We start from the raw sequence: 19,291 nt of genomic DNA on the forward strand, positions 1-19,291 counted from the left end.
GTCGGCGCGGGACGATATGCGGATCGGTTAGTGCTTGCCGTGGGCGCCCGCCGCGCGCTGGGCGAGCATCCGAGGCGTGACCACCACGGGGCCAGGCCCTCGATCCTTCAGGCTGAGGGGCACCTGGACCACGAGCGTCTTGCCGCTCCAGCCGTCGTTGTCCTTGGCGGCGACGTTGATGTAATAACGGCGACCCGCCGCGAACTGCTCGCTCCGGCTCGCCTGGAGATTGATCGTGAATGAGTAGCTGAAGACGCCCCCGCCCTCGTTCTTCAGGTGGATCGGGCCGCTCGGCTCGTCCTTGTGGTACTCGTCCACGACGTTGAAGCTCGCCTGCTTGGGCCCCGGCAGGAGCGTGAAGACCGGCTTGTCGTTGACGAGCGCGAACTCGCGGAACGTGCCCGAGACGACCACGGGCACGTAGCCGCCATTGGGCGGCCAGAGCGTGGATGGCACGGCCGTGGCCACGGCGGGGGAGAAGTAGAGGAGCTGTCGGCTCTCGAGAGGCGCGAGTTGGGGCTCCAGGCGTCGCCGTCCCCGGCGGGCCTTGTTCCCTTGCGGATCCAGTCCCAACCCTCGAAACAGACGATTCAACATGGCCATGGCCGGGCGGAGAGTCGGGTGCATCCCTGCCTCCCTTCCTGAGGACGTGCGCTGGCTTCCCTTCCCTGGGATGAGCACCGTCCCGTCCGAGCGGGAACCATCGCGGCAGATGACATGTGGCTCCGCGTTTGACGCGAAGGCCGGCGCCGCGGGATCCGACTTCGATCATGAGGCCGGGCATTATAGCGGCAGACGCCAGGGATAGAACCCCGACTTTGCCGGTTGTCGCGGTCTTGTCGGTGGTAGGGTCAAGTTGCGGATCGGAAGATCCGATCTCAACAATAGCGGCGAAGGATCGACGCCCTGTCGAGGCCGTGACTTCGCGGTTGAGATGGATGCCCGAAGTCGGGCGAGGATTGGGAGCGGAGATCGAGCGTGGGAACGGGCTTCAAGGCGAGTCGTGCGGGGTCTGGCGAAGTCAAATCCTCTTCGCGCCATCGCCGAAATCCTGGGGCGATGCCCACGAGCCTGGAGGCCCATTCCCATCGTCGAATGTCGAGGCGGGTCGATCAGCGGCGTTTCACGTTAGGGTCGGTGTTCTCGACCATTGTCGGGCGTCCTGTGAAGGCGCCCGGCTTGCGAGTCTGGATCACGACGTCTCGGAATCGCGTGCGAGTCTCGAGGTTGATCGCTTCCTGCTTGCCGGTGACCTGGCAGGCCCAGTTGGGATACATCGCGACGAGGCGTCCCATCAGGGAGACGAACCAGCCGGCCTCGCGGACCTGGTCCTCCAGCAGTTTCTCGATCAGGGGGCGAACCGTCCTGGCGACGGCCTTCCACCCCTTGGAATCCACCTTCACGTACGCTTCCACGTCGTGCTGGACCCAGTGCTCGCCGCTGGCCTCCCGGAAATATCCCGTGTGGACGACCAGGACCACCCGGCCTTGCAGGTGCGCGGCACCCCTGGGGCTGGTGTAGTCGAGGTTGCACAGGAGCACGTTGAGCTTGGGCGAACGGTAGACGAACTCCCAGGTCGCCGAGGCTCCCGCCCCGTCGCTCCCCTGGTATCGATTGGGCGCGATCTGCTGCAGCCGCACGGGGGAGGTGCTGAGGTCCTGCCAGAGCGACAGCGTGATGCCCGGTTCGTTCAGCAGGAAGAGGTAGACTCGAGGGTTGCAGGGGAACGTCTCGGGAGCACCCTTGCGATGGAAAGTGTGTTCACGAATGACTTCGGAAACACTTTCCCTATTTTCAGGCGCAATCTGGTCGATGGGGACCACCTGCGCGGGATCGACTGTGCGTGTGGCGCTGTAACCGAGGTGGTTCGGCTCCCAGAAGAGGCCGCAGCATAAGACGGCCAACCCGAGGATCCTCGTTGCCAGCCTTCGACCGACCACGGGGGAATTCATGGCAACTCCGTTGAGGCGAATAGGCGACAAACGGCGAAGCAGATTGCTCGGGGGCTCCGCCCCGCAACCCCTTCGTTTCTCCTTTCCAAAGATCGGTCGAATCGCTCCGTTTCCTGATCGGTGATCCTCGATTGGGGCAATTATTAGGGTTATTGGGAAGAAGGGTGTTCTGGGTAGTTTGATCTTTTCGTCCCGGAGAAGCGGATCAAGTGATCTTGCCGGGAATCGGAATCGAACTAAGATCTGCCGCCAGTTGGACCAGGAGGTGTCTGTATTGCACGGAGGCTCCCCATGGCAGGGCGACAGGGACGAAGGATCTGGATTGCCGGTGTGCTCGGAGTGGTGGTCGTAGGCGGCCTGGTTGTGGGCGTCACACGCCCCGGGCGCCGGAGTGCGGCCCCCGCCGCGCCGGTGAATTTCGACGAGCGGACGCCGCTGTCCGTCTTGACCCCGGCGCTTCGCGATAGCGACGCCCGAGCCCTCTCGGCGCTGGAGCGGCGGGTCATCCCCAAGGACAACGCCCCTCTGACGGCGATCCCGGACGCGGAATCGAAGGAGTGGCTGGACGTCATCACCGGCCTTCGCGCGGGCTATCCTCAGTTCTCGGGACAGGGGCGTAGCGTGGCCCTGACCTTGGCGACGAAGATCTTCGATCGCTTCGCCAAGGATCCGGCCCCGACGAACTGGCCGGAAGTCCTCCAACCGCTCCGCGAGCTCCTGGTCGCCGGCCTGGTCGACGCGGACATGAATGCCCGCGTCACGGCGCTCACCGAGATCGGCCGCCTCTGGGTCTGGATCCCCGGCAACACCCCCGAGCCCGTGACCGAAGAGGCGCTGGTGGCCTGGAAGTCCGGCCTGCACGGGCCGGTCGTCCGCTGCCTGACGCACAAGGTGCCGCAGGTCCGGGCAGCCGCGGTCGCCTGCCTCGGCTATCTCCCGATCGACGACGCCGCCGCGCCGGCGATCCCCTACCTCGATGACATGGGCCAGGGCGCGGGCATCGTCCGCAGCCAGGTCCTGGTCTCGTTCGCCCGGAACCCCCGGCTGTTGACCGAGGACGCCATCCTCAAGCACCTCTACGACCCCGAGCCGGGCGTCCCCGAGATGGCCGAGTTCGTCCTCAAGACGAGGGGCTTGAACCAGGAGCAGATCAGCCTCGGCCGGATGATCTTCCACCCCAAGGCCGAGCTTCGCGCCTCGGTGATCCCGCTCCTCGTCGGCCGCACGGACATCGACCCGGTCATCTGGCTGCTCCACCTCTCGCGTGACGCCGAGGAATCCGTCCGCGCCAGCGCGGTCGAGGCCCTGGTGAGCCGCCCGACCCCCGAGGTCCGCCGTCGCCTCGAGGAGATGGCCAGGGACGACAAGTCGGCCACCGTCCGCCAGGCCGCCAGCAAGTTCGTCCCGACCGACTCGGAGAAGACCGCCGCCCTGCCCCCCCTGCCCGGCTCGCCGAGCCTCAATCCCAAGGCGAATTGAGCCGAGCAACGGATCGAGCCGAGATGATCCGAGTCAAAGGCTCGGATCGAAATGTCCTGCTTCAACTTCCTGTTTGAGGCAGGGTCGAGGGTCAGACCGAACGCCGAGGCCTGGCGGCAAGACGCCGCTCAAGCCTCGGCGTTCTCGCGTTTCCGGGGCGGTCGTCCGGCGAGGATGGAGTCGTTCAAGCCGCGTCGCAGTCGGGATCACCGCGCTCGCGACTCGGTCGGCCTCTTCAGGAATACGGGGATGATGGCGAGTCCCGAGGGATTTCGAGGAGGGGAGCCGCGGGGATAACCCCGGTGAGCATTGGCGAGTTCGGTAAGACTACAAACGCCAAAAACGCCCCGGGCTCGGTCGAGCCCGGGGCGTTAAGAGTCGCGGGAAGCTGGTCGAAGGGGTTAGGTCGACCGGTGTCGGGGAAGGATCAGGCCCGGCCAGGTACGGGCACGGCCGGACCTTTCTTCTTGACCTTCGGCATGTCTTTGGCCGAGATCGGCTTGGCTTCGAGCGTCGGGGCGACGCCCTTGAATTCGCCGGCGGGCATCCCGGCCTCGAGTTCGCCATTGTCGCTGCAGCCCATGACGCCACCCGCCACGAGCACCGCACCGATCCAGAGTCGGATGCATTTCATTGGAATCGTTAGCCTCGTCTTCTATGCGAATGCCGCGAGATTTTCGTAATCAGTTCGAACGCGAAGGCCCGTCGCTGCCGGCCTTGCGAACTGGATCGCGAAGGCCGGCCGTCGATGGGTTTCGGGATCGGCTCAGTACGCGTCGGAGCTGATCACTTCGCCCTGGTTCCTGGTGCCGAGCGCCCACCACGTCTGGGTGTTGACCGAATCCTTGATGAACTTGACCGAGCCGTCGGTCATGCAGACGTTGACGCCGCCGGAGTGGTTGCTGTTCGGCGGGATGTACTGGGTCCGGCCACCCCAGGCGGGATCGTAGGAGGCGGACGCCGTGCTGTTGCCGATGCAGGTCATGGAGTTCGGCACGCCGAAGTGGCTATAGCTGTTGACGACGAGGTGCCAGGGGAAGGTCATCGACCAGTAGGCGCCGGGGAGGTTGGAGTTATCCGACGCCTTGGTCGACGGCACCGCCTTGCAGTTGGCGATCATCTGGAGCGCGTTCGCGGCGCTTCCTGAGTTCGGCGGGGTGCTGGTGACGTCGATGATCCAGATCCCTCGCTTCATGTTCTGCCCGCCGGGGTAGACGGCCGGGCTGCCGGGCAGGCCGAGGAGCCGCTCGCTGAAGAGGCCCGTGTTCGAAGTGCCGTCGGTCACGCTCTCGAAGCCGAACGTCGCCATGTTGGCCTCCTGACCCCACCAGCCGTTGTAGGGCGGGTACGGGCAGGTCCCGTAGGCGGGGACGATCGTGCCGGACCAGTTCTGGACCACGCCCGGGCCGCCGACGTTCGCCATGTAGCTGATCGCGCCCCAGGGGGCCTGCGGGCGCTGCTTGACGCTCTCGGACGGGCAGAGATATCCCGCCAACTGGTTGTAAGAGACGGTCGTATTCTGGGCCTGGTCCGGGCCCTGGCTGAAGTTGAACGCATTGAACAGCGCCTGCTGCTCGATGTGCGGGATGATCGACAGCGACCAGCCCGGAGACCAGCCACCTAGACATGTATTCGCAAGGTACCAGCACTGAGCCGGAAGACAGTTATTCACGGAATGATAGTTGTGGACGGCCAGGCCGAGCTGCTTGAGGTTGTTGACGCACTGGGCGCGGCGGGCGGCCTCGCGCGCCGCCTGAACGGCGGGCAATAACAGGGCGATGAGGACGGCGATGATCGCGATCACCACCAGCAGTTCGATGAGCGTGAATCCCGAACGACGCGGCTTCATGGGCGACTCTCCTTCAAGAACAGGATGAAGCGAAGAGAAAGGACGGACGGCGAGCCGGCTCCTCGCGGCGAATCCCGGCGCGCAAGGCGAACGGGATCGCTGCGGGGCGATCGACGCGACAAACAAGGCGATTGCGTCTCCACAACGCAATAAAGAATGCTTGAAAAGGACGAAATATCACGTCATTTGGTCAAGAGACCCATAGGACGCGACAACCTTGCGTGCCACTCCGGGCCGATCGAGAGATCGGCGTCGCGACGACACCTCGGGGCGCACCCCTGCCGGCTTCGACGAGGGACCCCCTCGAATACGAGACGATCGATGATCGTGACCTTGCGTGAACCCAAGCCAGAGTGATGCCTCACCATGGCCGGTGGGCACGGGGGCGTACCCCCGTGCGCAGGCACCGTAGTCCATCACAAAACGGGATCAAACGTGCTGATTTGCCTGGACAATAACAAGGAGACGAGGCGGACGGTCGAGGGGCGATGCAACGTCCCGGGGGGAAACCCTCTCGGAATGAGTCTGGGGTTCGAACGACTCGGGATCGGCCCCCGAGTCGGGGAAGAGGCAGGCCCAGTGATCGACCTGGCGGTCGTCCTGCGACGGCGCCAGGGGAATCGTCGGCGTCTCCGAGCAGGAGAGTCCGAAGCAAGGAGAGCGTCGCTCCTCGGACCCCCGCGAGCGATCGGTCGTGACGCCCGTGATCGAGTCGATGGCGAACGACGTCAGGCTGGCGAACGCCCTGGAGGTATCGGAGTCCGCGACGACGCGACCGTGACACCCCGCTTGGGCAGCGCCCGGCCCGATCAGGCCGAACCCCGCAATTGCGAGGAGCGTACCGGCATGGAGTCGGATTGATCGCCAATGAATCGAGAAATTCATCGCCGTCACGTGATCTCCGGATGACCCGATCCGGACTATTCGTCGCAAGACAAGACAGGGGGAACAGCCGCACGACGAATTCCCTATGTATGACGATAGCGTGCATATGTGCGTATCGCAATAGAGTTGTCGCCGAAAAATTACATATTGTATCAGAATTACAGGTCGTCCTTCAGGGCTTTGTTATCGGGGTTGTCCGCGGCCTGGCCTGGTCATCGCGGTTGTTGATTCCAAAAAGTGTTCAATGAAAAGATAGACGTTGCTATTCGATTTGTGACGGTCATCAAGCTCGGGCCGAAGGCCGCGAGGCCGCCCCTCCGATGCTTCCCCTTCGGCTCAAACCCAGTAAGCTCGAGCCGAGCCGAGCCGAGCCGAGTCGAGTCGATTCCAAGGGGTAAAACGAAGGGACCTCGGGAGGATCGTGGCTCGTCCACGATCCTCCCGAGGTCCTGGGGTCCAGGTTGCCCGAGGAGGCAAACCAGATCCGGTATGTCACGCGAGCCTGGTTACTGGGCCCGTCCGCTTCGAGGCAGCCCGATCAGTGGGCGGGGCCGGCGATGGGATTCGCGTCGGTCGCAGGCAGTTGGTCCTTGGGCAGGTGCCTTGAGGCGATGGCGAAGAAGATGAAACCCAGGAAGAGGATCGGCACGACCGAGAGCATCCCGACAGTGAGGTTGTTGTCGCCGACGGGGCCCGCGCCGATGGATCGGACCAGGGCACCGATGGGGGACTGCGTGATGACGGTCTTTCCGAAGAGGTCGGAGAGGTAGCCGATCACGATCGGCGAGCTGATGTCGCCGAACAGATGGATCAGGAAGATGTTGACCGCATAACCGGCCGCGCGACGGTGGGGCGGCACGACGTTGGCCGTGATCGCGTTCGCCGGTCCGAGCACCATCGCCAGCAGGACCATGGCGACGAAGAGGATCCCCAGCGAGACGCTCACGCGAGGCTCCAGCATGCCCATGACCCCGAACGGCATCGCGGCCAGCACGGCCCAGGAGGCCATGAGCAAGTAGGCTCGCTTCGTGAACCTGAGCAAGAAGTCCGCCAGGGTGGTCCCCAGCGTGATCCCGACCAGGCCCGCGACGGCGGTGAGGACCCCGATGGTCAGGCCCGCCTTCTCGACCGACATGTGGCGAACCGTCTGATAGAAGGTCGAGCCCCAGACGGCATATCCCCCCGAGGCGTACGTCACGGCGGCCATGCCCGCCGTGTTGTAGAGGAACGTGCGAGAGCGGAAGAGCGCGAGGTAGTCGCCAAGGCCTCGACGCTGCGGTACCTCCGGCGCATGGCCTTCGGAGGCCCCGCGGCCGGGGTCGCGCATCAGGAGGCCGGCGAATGCGACGAGGAGCCCGGGCAGGCCGACCACCAGGAAGGCCGTCCGCCAGTGGAAGTTGCCGGCGACCCAGCCCCCGATCCCGTATCCGAGGGCGCCGCCAAGGGGCAGTGCCAGGAAATAGACGCCCATGACCCGGCCGCGGACCCTGGGCGGGAAGAGGTCTGCCAGCAGGGCGGGGGCGATGACGCCGTACGTGGCCTCGCCGATCCCCAGGAGGGAACGCCAGAAGAACATCTGTTCGAACGTATTGGAAAAGGCCGTGCCGACCGTCGCCAGGCTCCAGAGCCCGACGCCGAACGCGAGCATCCAGCGCCTGCTGTAGCGATCGCCGAACCAGCCCACGAATGGGGTGACGATCGTGTAGACGATCATGAAGGAGGAGCTCAGGAACCCGAGGCGGGTGTCCTGGATCTTGAGGGCCTCCTTGATGTGTGTCGCGACGGCGTAGAACGAATAACGGTCGACATAGTTCAGCAAGTTCATGCTGAACAGGACCGCCAGGGCGAAGTAACTGCCGCCCATCGAGGGGAGCACGCCGGATTTTCGCGGGGAGGCTAACGCCGGACCAGACGAAGGGGACTGCATGATGACGCGGTTGCCTCGGGAGGATTCAGGCGAATAGGCGAACGTCTTCGTTATACCGCCATTCCCGCCGACTGACGAGCCGTATGGTCGTCAGCGGGCTCCCCGGAGGCAAAGGCGCGGCGTCTCCACGCTCGGATTCACGGGCGCAAGCCGTCGCGAATCGTTATTTCAGGAGCGAGTGGGCTTTGCGTCTTCGAGGAACGCTCACGCCCCGGCCGGATCGAGGTGCCTCGACCCGGTCATTCGATCTGTCGGTTCCGACGGGTGCGAGGTCGGCTGGCCGTCTCGTCGCTCTCGGAGTTCTCGAGGTCGGCGTCCGGCTCGGCCTCCGCGCGGCTGCGACGCGGCTTGGGCTTGGTCGAGATGGCCTCGGCGTCGAGATCCTCTTCCTCGTCGTTGCGACGGGGCTTCGGCCGGCTGGCGGTCTCTTCCTTGACGATCTCGGCATCGATGAAGACGAGGAGTTCGGTCTCGGTCGGGGTCGTGCCGGGGATCCTCAGGTTCATGAACCCGTTCTTGGACTGGAGGATGCCCGGCTGGATGCCGGCCGAGATCAGGACGGTCTCGCCGAGCTTCCACCCTTTGACCGTGGTGTTGAGGCTGGTCTCGACGACCTCGGGGACGTCGACCCACATCTCGCTCGACCCGATCTCTCGGGGAGCGATGACCTTCACGCGGTGGAGGTACTTGACCGTGTTGGCGGTCAGGCGGACGGCCGCGTCGATCATGTCGCCGTCGAAGGTCAGCAGCGGGCTCAGCTCGAGGGTCACTCCTTCGCTGAGCTTGTCGGCCCTGGGCTGATAGCCCATGCCCGCCGCCGCCTCGCGCTGGAGGCCGCCGGTGAAGCCGCGCGTCTCCGCGGTCTCGATCTTCAGGGTCTGGCCGTTGATCATCTCCACCTTCTGCTCGGCCAGCATCTTATAGCCTTGGTGGACCTGCATCTGGGCCCGGACGGCGTGGGATTCTTCCGTGCTCATCGTCCAGATCTGCTGCCCTTGCGGCCCCGACCCCTTGGCCTTCAGGTGCGAAAAGACCGCGTAGCGCCAGCGAGGATTCACGGCGGCGACGTACTGGACGCGGATCGCGAGGCGGTTGCTGACCGCCTGGGTGAAGCGCTCGACGACCTCGTCCACCTGCTTGATGATCTTGGCGTCGTTCAGGACGTGGAGCTGGGTCCGGGAGGCGCTGAGGATGGCGAGCTTGTCGCCGTGCCAGGGGGCCGTCCCCGTGCGCCGGAAGATCCACTCGACGAGGGCGCTCTGCGGGTTGTTCGACTTCTGGCTGAGCCCCACGTAGTCGCCGATGTCGTACTTCTTCCAGATCTGCCCATCCTGGATGGGGATGCTCGAAGGGGAGACATCCACTTCCTTGGCGGTCTCGGTCGAGTCGCGAGGGGTCAGGTCGTCCTCGTCGCCGGAGCTGCGGACCGGCTGAAGGGCGATCCGTTTCGTGGATCCTTTCTTGCCCGAGCTTCGGCCCGAGGTTTGCGCGCGGAGACCGCGGGGAATCAATCCGCCCAACATCATCGTCAGGAACATAGCCGTGCGGCGGTCCATCCCAGGGGCCTCCTTGCCGTGCTGGCGACGGTCGAATATTCGATTAGGGTGTGCGGCGATCGAGGCGGATGGGATGCGGCACGGCATTTCCATCCTGGGTTATACGGGGCGCATTCCTGGCGCGCCGGAAACTTAGCAGAGGTGGCGAATAGGCTCAAGGCCAAAGCAACCTGGGTCGACGTTGCCGGTTCCCGCCCGGGTGGCCCGCCGACGCCCGTGCGCAGACAGGTGCTTGTTCTGGGGCCCTCGTCTCCGCCACAATCAATGAGTTGAGGATTTCGTATTCAGGGAGGGGAGCATGGGGGCGAAGTTCAAGATCCCGTTGACGCTGCTGGTCGGCGTCCTGGCCGCGGGTGGGGCGAGGGCCGACGACCCGACCGGGGCGGTGACGATCCGCTGGGTCCGCCCCGACGTCCAGCTCGAGAGGGCGATCGCCCTCTTTCAGGGGACGCGCGCCGCCAACCCGGCCGCGGCGCTCGCGGCCTGGCGGTTCGCGACGCAGGACGTCCGCGGGCTCGGCAAGCCGCTCGAGGCCCTGATATCGCTCTTCAACCCCGAGATGGTTCGCGAGTTCAAGTCACTCGATCAGGCCAAGGTCGGCATCGGGATCGACTCGGAGACGGGGAACATCCGCTGGTATGCCGTGGCCCCCAACGATGACGGCAACCTCGCCGCCCTCGTCACCGCCCTGATCCTGACCGACGGCGGCGACTCGGCCCCCTTCGACGGAATCGGCGTGGACCGACTCGGTCCCGAAGGCTCGGCGCTCGTGGCTCGCGTGCCGGGCGTACTGACCCTCGCCGGCTCGCGAGCCGACCTGCCCGAGGCGATCCGCCAGGCCGGGGCCGACATCGTCGGCCATCCCGAGGTCGACTCGGGGATGCTGATCCGGCTCGATCCTCGAAGGCTCGTGGCTAAAGGCTCCATCACCCAGCGCCGGGTCGTCGAGGCGCTCCGAGGGCTTGGGGTCGACGTCAGCGAAGGCTTGCTCACGGTCAAGGGGGACACCCTGACGCTCAACCTCGACTCGCAGCTCGAGTGGGATCCGCCCCAGGGGAAAGGCCTCGACCCGGCCTGGCTCGAATGGCTCCCGACCGAGAAGGCCCAGGCGGTCTTCGCGATGGAGGTCGAGCCGGACGCCGAGTCGCTGGCCTCGGCGTTCGCCTGGGCCGATCGGATCGAGCGAGCGGATCCGGCCAGGGCCCAGGTGGCGCCGCTCCGCGTCCGGCTCAATCTGCTCGCTGCCACGGCCTCCGTGCGGCCCGAGGTCGACCTCTGGCCGAAGCTGCGCGGGGTCTCGGGCTATGTCCGGACCGAAGTGGAAGGGAATGCCTCGGGGGGCATCCTGGCGCTGCACCTCGTCGACGAGGTGTCGGCCGGGCGGCTCGCGACCCAGTTCCTCCCGAAGGTGATGAGTCGACTGGATCGTGGTCATCCCAAGGAGGGCGCTGCTCTCGGGTCGCTGCCGTCGGATGCCCGGTGGCTCGGCAATGTCTCCGGGAAGCCGGTCAGCGTGCTTCGCCAGGGGGCGACGGTCCTGGTCGGCTGGGGCGACGGCCTGCTCGCGGCGTCCTTGGAGGCGAAGGCCCATCCCGGGCGCTCGGCGGCCTCGATCCTGAAGGCCCCCACCGACGCCACTTCCCCCAGGCGAGCCTTCGCGTTCTGGCCGGGCGAACTCGGGCCGTCGAAGCTCGCCGATGCGCCCCCGATCCGCTGGTGGGGATGGGACGACAAAAAGTCGACGCACGACCTCGTCCTCTGGGAGGGGCTCCACGGCATGATCGCCCGATACCTGGATCGACTCCCCCTCCAGCCCCCGGCCGACCATTAGGCCGGGCCGACTCCGGCGAGTAGACTCTTCCCGAGGTGGCGCCTGGGGCCACCCCATCGCCAAAATTCATCGAGGACGGATCGCGGAATGCCTGGCTCGTTGCGACTGATCGACCTGCACACCGACTGGCTCTTGCAGTACACCCCGGAGACGACGGTCTACGACCCTTCCCTGTACGAAGGGGTCTCGGCCCGCCTGCCTCAGGCGGATGGATATCTCCAGGGGACTCGGGCGGCCATCCTTTCCTGCTACCGGAGGGCCGACGACTGGGCGAAGCAGGCGGACCCATGGGCCGCGCTCGCCGCCCTGATCACGCGGATCGAGGCCGAGTTCCCCGGCCGGCTCCTGGCCGACCGCGACGATTACATCCGGTTCCTCGACGATCCCGACGGCCTCTGCTGGGGCGTGATCGGCATCGAGGGGTTCGATGCGCTCGTGCGCAGCTCAGCGGACCTCGAACGGCTCCCCCAACTCTTCCGCCGAGGCGTCCGGCTCTTCCAGCCGAGCTACATGCCCAGCGGAGGCCTGGCCGGCTGCTCGCAACCCGGCGACGATCGGGGCCTGACCGACCTCGGGCGGGCCTTCCTCGAGGCGCTCGCCGACATCGGCTCCGTCCCCGAGGCCCCGCGCCCGATCCTCGACCTGGCCCACCTCAACCCCCGATCCATCTCCGAGGTGCTCGACTGGTTCGAGGCCGACGAGGCCCGGCCCGGACGCCTGCTCCCGGCCTACAGCCACGGCACCCCCTGGCATGAGGGCTTCGACTCGCCGAGGGCCATCACGCTCGATAGCCTCAGGCGCCTCCGGGCCCTGGGAGGCTGCATCGGCATGGGGGTCAGCCCTCCCTTCTTCCAGTCGAGGGATCAGGTCAAGGCGGCGATCGAGCAGGCGGCGAGCCTGCCGTTCCTGGGCCAGCCCGGCTATGAGGGGATCGCGATCGGCACCGACTTCCTGGGCGTCGATCAGGTCCTCGACGGCCTCGGCGACGTCCCGGCGATCCTCGCCTGGCTCGAGGCCTCATTCCCGGCCGAGGTCGCCGCGCTTCTCATCGAAGGCAACGCACGCAAGCTCTTGACAGATATGCTGCGTGTTTAAATTTGCTCGGGCCGGTTCGCGGGCCTTCTTGGGCCTGCATCCTCCGGGGCCGGGCGAGATTCCCGGCTTCGGAGAAAATTCATCATTCACACATTCAAACCAAAGAACGAAAGGGGATCATTCCGGCGAACATTCCCGGGGGTGGCCGATCTTCGTCCGCGCCCGTCATGCCTCGCCTTGCCTCGCTTACACTACCAGGAGATCCCGCCGTGCTAGTCCAACCGCGACGCCGCGTGTCGAGCCCGGGTTTCACGCTCATCGAGCTGCTGGTCGTCATCGCCATCATCGCCGTCTTGATCGCCTTGCTGCTGCCCGCCGTGCAGGCCGCCCGCGAGGCCGCCCGCCGGACCCAGTGCATCAACAACATGAAGCAGATCGGCCTGGCCTTCCACAACTTCGAGGGGACCAAGGGGATCTTCGCCCCGTCGTGGGTCATCTCCCACGGGCTCCTCGCCCCGCCGAGCCAGCCGATCGACCTGACCACCTTGCCGACGACCGACCCGAACTACATCCCCCCCTGCCCGGTCCAGATCAACGAAGTTTGCGACCAGCAGCTCGACGTCCAGACCTGGACGACCCTGCTGCTCCCTTATTTCGAACAGTCGCAGATGTATGGTGCTTACAACATTTCGCAGCCGTTCCCCGCGCCCGTCAACACGACGGTCACGCGCGTCCAGCTCAACGTGATGTACTGCCCGTCGGCCCCGCCGTATCGGACCCAGGACTACTCCGACGGCATCACCCAGGCCCTCTACGGCGGGGGCTACAAGGCGACCCTCGCCGCGGGCGACTACTCGGTCGACGACGGCATCAACGACTCCTGGCTGACGGCCAATAACATCCCGCACGCCGCCGGCGTGGATTCGCTGGGCCTCTTGAAGGGCAACAAGGCGCGTCGGATCGCGGAGGTGACCGACGGCACGTCGAACACCATCCTGATGTCGGAAGACGCCGGCCGGCCTTACTTCTTCCTCAACGGCAAGCAGTACAACGTCGGCGACCGCATCCCGGGCTACCGAGGCGGCAACCCCGTCGGCTCCGACGTGGGCTCGGGCGCCGGCTGGGCCGACTACAATAGCGAGTATTACACCGACGGCGACGGCGGCCGCGAGCACACCAACTGGAGCAACAACAACGAGGTCTATGCGTTCCACCCAGGCGGGGCCAACCACGTCTTCGCCGACGGCTCCGTCCACTTCGTCAAGCGCTCCACAAGCCCCGCCGTCTTCGCCGGCCTCATCACCTACAACGGCGGCGAGGTCCTCTCGTCCGACTCGTATTGATCCCCCGCCCCGCCCGAATCCTGCCAAGGCCCCTCTGATCCGCCAGCCCCTCCCGGGTTGATGCGGGTCGAGGGGCACCCCAATCCGAATGGCCTCCGCTCAAAGGTCCCTCGGGAGGGTCGACGACGTGGTCGGCCCTCCCGAGGGATTCTGCGTCGCATTCGAACCGATCGACATCCTCTCAGTGTGCGAGGAACATGATGTGTGCATTTGATTTGTGTCGCCGGGCCGCGTTGCTGCTTCTCCTCGTGGCCGCGACCTCGATGTTCTCCGGCTGTGGCGGGACCCCCGAAGGGCAGGTCCCGGTCTATCCCGTCAGCGGCCAGATCCAGTATCAGGGCAAGCCGCTCTCCGGCGCGGTGGTGACGTTCCACCCCGAGGACGAATCCAAGGTCGCCAAGGATACGCCCCGGCCGATGGGGAGGACCGACGAGCAAGGGAAATTCGAGCTGACCACCTATGGCCTCTCGGACGGAGCCCCGGCCGGCTCATACCTCGTGGCGATCTCGACCCTCCCCCCGCCCCGGACCGAGACCGGCCTCTTCGCCAGCAAATCGCCGCTGGCTGTCGACACCCTCAAGGGGCGGTTCCTCGACCACAAGAAGGCGGGGCTCAAGGCCGAGGTGAAGGAAGTGACGAACCAGATCCCCGCGTTCGACCTGAAATAAGGCGGCCTCGGGGCCGGACCGGCGAAGTCATCCCTCCTTCGTAGCTTCGCGCCGACCTGCCGGGAACTGCCAGAATGGCGGTCAACCCTGCGGGACGTGCCCATAGCGGCAGAGTCAATTTCAAGGCGATGATCGGGTGATGTTGGCGTAAGTCTTTGGCCTTAGGGGAATTGAGAGTCGGATTGGGGTCTGGCGCATCGCTTGCATATTCACGGCGACGATGAATTTGCGCCTGCATCCGCGAAGACGAGGCGGATGTATTTGAAGATGGCCCGGGATCGAGGGCATTCCCGGGCCGAGTTGAGAAGGCGCAAGTTGTACAGCAAGGAGACCGGGTCGATGAATCTCAAGCCGTTGGGCGATCGCGTGGTGGTCGAGCGGGAAGAGGCGAAGGCAACGACCGCCGGAGGGATCGTTTTGCCCGACACCGCCAAGGACAAGCCGCAAAAGGGGAAGGTCCTGGCTGTTGGCGAAGGGCGGCTTACCAAGGATGGCAAGCGTCGCGAGCTGCAGGTGAAGGTGGGCGATTCGGTCCTCTTCACCTCCTACGCCGGGGACGAGTTCAAGCTCCCGGACGACAAGAAGGTGCTCCTCATGCGTGAGGACGACATCCTGGCCGTGCTCGACTGAGCGAGCTGAGCTACCGGACGCTACGCTACCGACCATCCACCTCCACCCGACATCGAACCGTATCCATATTGAAGAGGGAGTGACGGATCCATGGCTGCCAAGATGATCGCCTTCGATCAGGAAGCCCGCCAAGCGATGCAGCGCGGCGTCAGCAAGCTGGCCCGCGCGGTCAAAGTGACGCTCGGCCCCCGCGGCCGCAACGTGATCATCCAGAAGTCGTTCGGCTCGCCCACGGTCACCAAGGACGGCGTGACCGTCGCCAAGGAGATCGAGCTCGAAGACAAGTATGAGGACATGGGCGCCAAGATGGTCAAGGAGGTCGCCAGCAAGACCTCCGACGTCGCCGGCGACGGCACGACGACCGCGACCGTCATGGCCGAGGCGATCTACAACGAAGGCCTTCGGGCCGTCGTCGCCGGCGTGAACCCGACCCTGCTGAAGCGCGGGATCGACAGGGCGGTCTCCGACATCGTCGCCGAGCTGCACAAGCTCAGCACCAAGGTGTCGAACACCAAGGAGACCGAGCAGGTCGCCACCGTCGCGTCGAACTTCGACTCCGAAGTCGGCAAGATGATCGCCGAGGCCACCGAGAAGGTCGGCAAGGACGGCGTGATCACGGTCGAAGAGGGCAAGTCGCTCAAGACCGAGGTCGAGTGGGTCGAGGGCATGCAGTTCGACCGCGGCTACCTCTCCCCCTACTTCGTCACCGACCCGACCTCGATGGAAGCCGTCCTCGAGGACGCCTACATCCTGATCTACGAGAAGAAGATCTCGTCGGTGAAGGACCTGGTCCCGGTGCTCGAGAAGGTCGCCCAGACGGGCAAGCCGCTCTTGATCATCGCCGAGGAAGTCGAGGGCGAGGCCCTGGCGACCCTGGTCATCAACAAGCTCCGCGGCACCTTCCGCTGCGTCTCGGTCAAGGCCCCCGGCTACGGTGACCGCCGCAAGGCCATGCTCGAAGACATCGCCGTCCTGACCGGCGGTAAGCCGATCTTCGAGGCCCTCGGCATCGAGCTCGAGAACGTCGCCCTGACGGACCTCGGCCAGGCCAAGAAGGTCATCGTCGACAAGGATAACTCGACGATCATCGAAGGCGCCGGCAAGACCGACGCGATCAAGGGCCGGATCGAGGCGATCCGCCGCGAGATCGCCGAGACCAAGAGCGACTACGACCGCGAGAAGCTGGAAGAGCGTTTGGCGAAGCTCGCCGGCGGCGTGGCCAAGATCAACGTCGGGGCCGCGACCGAGAGCGAGATGAAGGAGAAGAAGGCCCGCGTCGAGGACGCCCTGCACGCCACGCGTGCCGCCCTCGAAGAAGGCATCCTCCCCGGCGGCGGCGTCGCCCTGCTCCGCGCGGCGAAGACCGTCAAGCCGACCGGCCTGACGCACGACGAGGAAGCCGGCTACCAGATCATCGTCCGCGCCTGCTCGGCCCCGATCCACCAGATCGCCGAGAACGCCGGCCAGGACGGCGGCGTGGTCGTCTCCAAGGTGTCTGAAGGCACCGGCAACTTCGGCTACGACGCGCTGAAGGACGAGTACACCGACATGGTCAAGGCCGGCGTCATCGACCCGACCAAGGTGACCCGCTCGGCCCTCCAGAACGCCGCCAGCGTCAGCACCCTGCTGCTGACCTCCGACGCCCTGATCGCCGATATGCCCAAGGACGAGAAGCCCGCCGCGGGCGGCGGCCACGGCGGCGGCTACGACGACATGTATTGAGATCGACCCGATTCGTCCCCGACGAATCAGGCTAGAACTCCGAACGCGAGGCCCGGATGCAAATCTGGGCCTCGCGTTTTTTCGTTGATGGGTCCATCCAAAACTTTCGGAAGAAAGCGGGATAAAAAGCCCTCCAGGCCGCATAGTAGGGCAGGAAACGCGGCAAGGAGACCCAACGGGATGGCGGGCAGCACGAGGGGCGCGTCGGATTACATGCGAGGGCTCGGCTCGCTCTTCGAGTCGGGAGGCTCGGTGGGCCTGACCGATCGCGAGTTGCTCGAGCGATTCGCCCAAGGGGCCGGAGCCTCCGCCGAGGCCGCCTTCGCGACCCTGGTCCTGCGCCACGGGCCGATGGTCCTCGGAGTCTGCCGCCGAGTCCTGGCCGATCCCCATGACGTCGACGATGCCTTCCAGGCCTCGTTCCTGGTCCTGGTGCGCAAGGCGGGGTCGATCCGGGTCGACGACTCGCTGGGAGGTTGGCTCCACGGCGTGAGCCTTAAGGTGGCGAACCGGGCCCGATCACAGGCACTCAAGCGTCCCCATCAGGCCGGCGAGTCGGCCGAGTCGTGGGAAGCCCCGTCGAGCCTCCCCGACGAACTCGGCCCGATCCTGGACGCGGAGATTTCCAGGCTGCCCGGGCCTTATCGCGAGGCCCTCCGCCTCTGCTATCTGGAAGGGCTCGCGCTGAAGGACGCGGCCGCGGAACTGGGCTGCCCCATCGGCACGGTGGGGAGCCGCCTGGCGCGGGCGAAGGACCTCCTGCGCTCGCGGCTGGTCCGCCGCGGCCTCTCCCGATCCGCCCTGCTCCTCCCGGCTTATCTGGCTCCGAGTCGACTCCGGGCCGCCGCCGTGTCAGAAGCCCTCTTCGAGGCGGCCACCCGTTGCGCGACGAAAGGTGCGGCCGGGACGGTCCCGGCGACCGTCGTCGCCCTTGCTTCCTTCGCGTTGAGGAATGTTCCCATGTCGAAAGGACTCTTCATGGCTGCCGCCGTGCTCGTGGGCCTGGGATGCTTCGGGACCGGCACCGTCGTCTTCGGCCGCAGGGATGAGCCGAAGCAGGAAGCCCCGCCGGCGGTGAAGGTCGAACCGTCGCCGAAGCCGAAGGCCGTCGAGCCGTCTGTGGCCGACCGGTTCAAGCAGATCCGGGCCGAGTTCAAGGCCGAGCAGAGGAAAGTCGCCGAGGCCGCCGAGGCGGCCAAGACCGATTTCGAGAGGTGGAACATCTATGGGGATAGGGCCCCCGACGATGCCGCGTATTCCCGGAGGATGGTCGACCTCGCGTTGACGGCTCCGAAAGATCCGGCCTCCCGCGATGCCCTCGTCTGGGTCCTGGACAAGACGTATCGGACCGACGAAGGCCCTTACGGCATCCAGTTCGCCCGTGCCGCCGAGGCGCTGGTCAACCAGCATGCCGACGACCCCGAGGCGGTTCGGGTCGCCCTCCAGTTAGACAACCTCGTCTCCCGCCATCGCGATGCCCTAATGGAGGGCCTGTATGCCGGGGCCAAGGGGCGCGAGGCGAAGGGGCTGGCTCGGTTGGCCCTGGCCCAGTATCTCGAGGTCAAGGCTCTTTTTGTCAAGGGCGCTCGAGTTTCCAAGGAACCAAGACCCATCCAGTTCCAAACCTATGACGCCGCCGGGAAGTTGGTGAATAAGTCCGTGCTCCCATCGAACGATGCCGAGGGCTACCGCGTCGGCCTCCGCCTACTCGACCCCGAGGCCGTCCTCGTCGAGGCGGAACGACTCTACCGGGAGGTCATCTCCGACTATGGCGACCTCCCCCACATCACGACGAGGCTCCGCGAGCTGGAAGCCCTGCTGAAAGAGCCCGTCCCGAAATGGGACGACAAGCCGTTGACGGCCGAGGAGATCGAGCAAGCCCGTGCCATGACGACCCGGCAAAAGACGCTGGCGCAGGTCGCCGAGGGACATCTCGACGAGATGCATCACATCAAGGTGGGCCAGCCCGCCCCCGAGATTGAAGGGACGGACCTCGACGGCAAGACCCTGAAATTGTCCGACTTTCGGGGCAAGGTGGTCGTGCTGGTCTTCTGGGGTTCCTGGTGCGGGCCCTGCATGAGGGAAGTCCCGCACGAACGGGAACTCGTCGAGAGATACAAGGGGAAGCCGTTCGCCCTCCTGGGGGTCAATTGCAGGGAGAAGGCGGAGGCCGCGAAGAAAACCGTCGAATCCGAGAAGATGGCCTGGCCGCACTGGCACGACGGTGACGTGGACGGTGGGCCGATCGTCGAGAAATTCCACGTGCGGCAATATCCGACGATCTTCGTGATCGACGCCAAGGGGATCATCTGCCACAAGGACGCGATCGGCGAAAGTCTGGACAAGGCGGTCGAGTCGCTGATGCGTCAGATGTAAGGACAGGACTCTGACGAAACGATGGTGGCGGTGTTCAA

General features: G+C 65.7%; 14 protein-coding genes. 8 read left to right on the top strand and 6 right to left on the bottom strand.

The window, feature by feature from the left end; all coding sequences use genetic code 11:
• Positions 1-27 precede the first annotated feature (27 nt).
• Together ACOYYX_RS25715 and ACOYYX_RS25720 are read right to left on the bottom strand one after the other, a co-directional pair.
• Positions 28-627 (bottom strand): hypothetical protein, encoded by a 600-nt coding sequence (locus ACOYYX_RS25715; protein WP_422925002.1) that lies wholly within the window; start codon positions 625-627, stop codon positions 28-30.
• Between the two features lie 485 nt (positions 628-1,112).
• Positions 1,113-1,952, bottom strand: coding sequence for a hypothetical protein (locus ACOYYX_RS25720; protein ID WP_422925004.1), 840 nt, complete (start codon positions 1,950-1,952; stop codon positions 1,113-1,115).
• A 291-nt stretch (positions 1,953-2,243) separates the two neighbouring features.
• On the opposite strand from ACOYYX_RS25720, the gene ACOYYX_RS25725 reads away from it, so the two are divergent.
• Entirely contained in the window at positions 2,244-3,431 is a 1,188-nt protein-coding gene (locus ACOYYX_RS25725; protein WP_422925006.1) for a HEAT repeat domain-containing protein, read from the top strand.
• Between the two features lie 427 nt (positions 3,432-3,858).
• Here ACOYYX_RS25725 and ACOYYX_RS25730 read toward each other — a convergent pair whose 3' ends face one another.
• The 4 genes from ACOYYX_RS25730 to ACOYYX_RS25745 all read right to left on the bottom strand — a co-directional run bounded on the left by ACOYYX_RS25730 (position 3,859) and on the right by ACOYYX_RS25745 (position 9,648).
• The gene (locus ACOYYX_RS25730) at positions 3,859-4,065 is read right to left on the bottom strand and encodes a hypothetical protein (RefSeq protein WP_422925008.1); all 207 of its coding nucleotides are present in this window, start codon (positions 4,063-4,065) and stop codon (positions 3,859-3,861) included.
• A gap of 132 nt (positions 4,066-4,197) precedes the next feature.
• On the bottom strand, positions 4,198-5,280 hold the full coding sequence (locus ACOYYX_RS25735) for a DUF1559 domain-containing protein (protein ID WP_422925010.1): 1,083 nt from the start codon (positions 5,278-5,280) through the stop codon (positions 4,198-4,200).
• 1,423 nt (positions 5,281-6,703) lie between these two features.
• A complete protein-coding gene (locus ACOYYX_RS25740; protein WP_422925012.1) occupies positions 6,704-8,041 on the bottom strand; it encodes a spinster family MFS transporter in 1,338 nt (445 codons plus the stop codon).
• A 290-nt stretch (positions 8,042-8,331) separates the two neighbouring features.
• Positions 8,332-9,648, bottom strand: coding sequence for a hypothetical protein (locus tag ACOYYX_RS25745; protein ID WP_422925014.1), 1,317 nt, complete (start codon positions 9,646-9,648; stop codon positions 8,332-8,334).
• Positions 9,649-9,946: 298 nt separating this feature from the next.
• On the opposite strand from ACOYYX_RS25745, the gene ACOYYX_RS25750 reads away from it, so the two are divergent.
• From ACOYYX_RS25750 to ACOYYX_RS25780, 7 genes are all read left to right on the top strand, one after another.
• Positions 9,947-11,479 (top strand): hypothetical protein, encoded by a 1,533-nt coding sequence (locus tag ACOYYX_RS25750; RefSeq protein ID WP_422925016.1) that lies wholly within the window; start codon positions 9,947-9,949, stop codon positions 11,477-11,479.
• 87 nt (positions 11,480-11,566) lie between these two features.
• Positions 11,567-12,574, top strand: coding sequence for a membrane dipeptidase (locus tag ACOYYX_RS25755; RefSeq protein WP_422925018.1), 1,008 nt, complete (start codon positions 11,567-11,569; stop codon positions 12,572-12,574).
• A 209-nt stretch (positions 12,575-12,783) separates the two neighbouring features.
• The gene (locus tag ACOYYX_RS25760; RefSeq protein WP_422925020.1) at positions 12,784-13,857 is read left to right on the top strand and encodes a DUF1559 domain-containing protein; all 1,074 of its coding nucleotides are present in this window, start codon (positions 12,784-12,786) and stop codon (positions 13,855-13,857) included.
• Between the two features lie 233 nt (positions 13,858-14,090).
• Positions 14,091-14,525: a hypothetical protein gene (locus ACOYYX_RS25765; RefSeq protein WP_422925022.1), complete on the top strand. Its 435-nt coding sequence runs from the start codon at positions 14,091-14,093 to the stop codon at positions 14,523-14,525.
• Between the two features lie 339 nt (positions 14,526-14,864).
• A complete protein-coding gene (locus ACOYYX_RS25770; RefSeq protein WP_422925024.1) occupies positions 14,865-15,155 on the top strand; it encodes a co-chaperone GroES in 291 nt (96 codons plus the stop codon).
• Between the two features lie 90 nt (positions 15,156-15,245).
• Positions 15,246-16,877, top strand: a complete 1,632-nt coding sequence (gene groL / locus ACOYYX_RS25775) for a chaperonin GroEL (RefSeq protein WP_422925026.1) — start codon at positions 15,246-15,248, stop codon at positions 16,875-16,877.
• Positions 16,878-17,057: 180 nt separating this feature from the next.
• Positions 17,058-19,253, top strand: a complete 2,196-nt coding sequence (locus tag ACOYYX_RS25780; RefSeq protein WP_422925028.1) for a sigma-70 family RNA polymerase sigma factor — start codon at positions 17,058-17,060, stop codon at positions 19,251-19,253.
• Positions 19,254-19,291: the final 38 nt, after the last annotated feature.

Source organism: Singulisphaera chitinilytica (assembly GCF_049331405.1).
Taxonomy (GTDB): Bacteria; Planctomycetota; Planctomycetia; order Isosphaerales; family Isosphaeraceae; genus PoT.

What these genes read in the sequence shown, in the direction of transcription:
- ACOYYX_RS25715 (WP_422925002.1), bottom strand. Translation starts at nt 627, where the DNA reads ATGCACCCGACTCTCCGCCCGGCCATGGCCATGTTGAATCGTCTGTTT.
- ACOYYX_RS25720 (WP_422925004.1), bottom strand. Translation starts at nt 1,952, where the DNA reads ATGAATTCCCCCGTGGTCGGTCGAAGGCTGGCAACGAGGATCCTCGGG.
- ACOYYX_RS25725 (WP_422925006.1), top strand. Translation starts at nt 2,244, where the DNA reads ATGGCAGGGCGACAGGGACGAAGGATCTGGATTGCCGGTGTGCTCGGA.
- ACOYYX_RS25730 (WP_422925008.1), bottom strand. Translation starts at nt 4,065, where the DNA reads ATGAAATGCATCCGACTCTGGATCGGTGCGGTGCTCGTGGCGGGTGGC.
- ACOYYX_RS25735 (WP_422925010.1), bottom strand. Translation starts at nt 5,280, where the DNA reads ATGAAGCCGCGTCGTTCGGGATTCACGCTCATCGAACTGCTGGTGGTG.
- ACOYYX_RS25745 (WP_422925014.1), bottom strand. Translation starts at nt 9,648, where the DNA reads ATGGACCGCCGCACGGCTATGTTCCTGACGATGATGTTGGGCGGATTG.
- ACOYYX_RS25750 (WP_422925016.1), top strand. Translation starts at nt 9,947, where the DNA reads ATGGGGGCGAAGTTCAAGATCCCGTTGACGCTGCTGGTCGGCGTCCTG.
- ACOYYX_RS25755 (WP_422925018.1), top strand. Translation starts at nt 11,567, where the DNA reads ATGCCTGGCTCGTTGCGACTGATCGACCTGCACACCGACTGGCTCTTG.
- ACOYYX_RS25770 (WP_422925024.1), top strand. Translation starts at nt 14,865, where the DNA reads ATGAATCTCAAGCCGTTGGGCGATCGCGTGGTGGTCGAGCGGGAAGAG.
- groL (WP_422925026.1), top strand. Translation starts at nt 15,246, where the DNA reads ATGGCTGCCAAGATGATCGCCTTCGATCAGGAAGCCCGCCAAGCGATG.
- ACOYYX_RS25780 (WP_422925028.1), top strand. Translation starts at nt 17,058, where the DNA reads ATGGCGGGCAGCACGAGGGGCGCGTCGGATTACATGCGAGGGCTCGGC.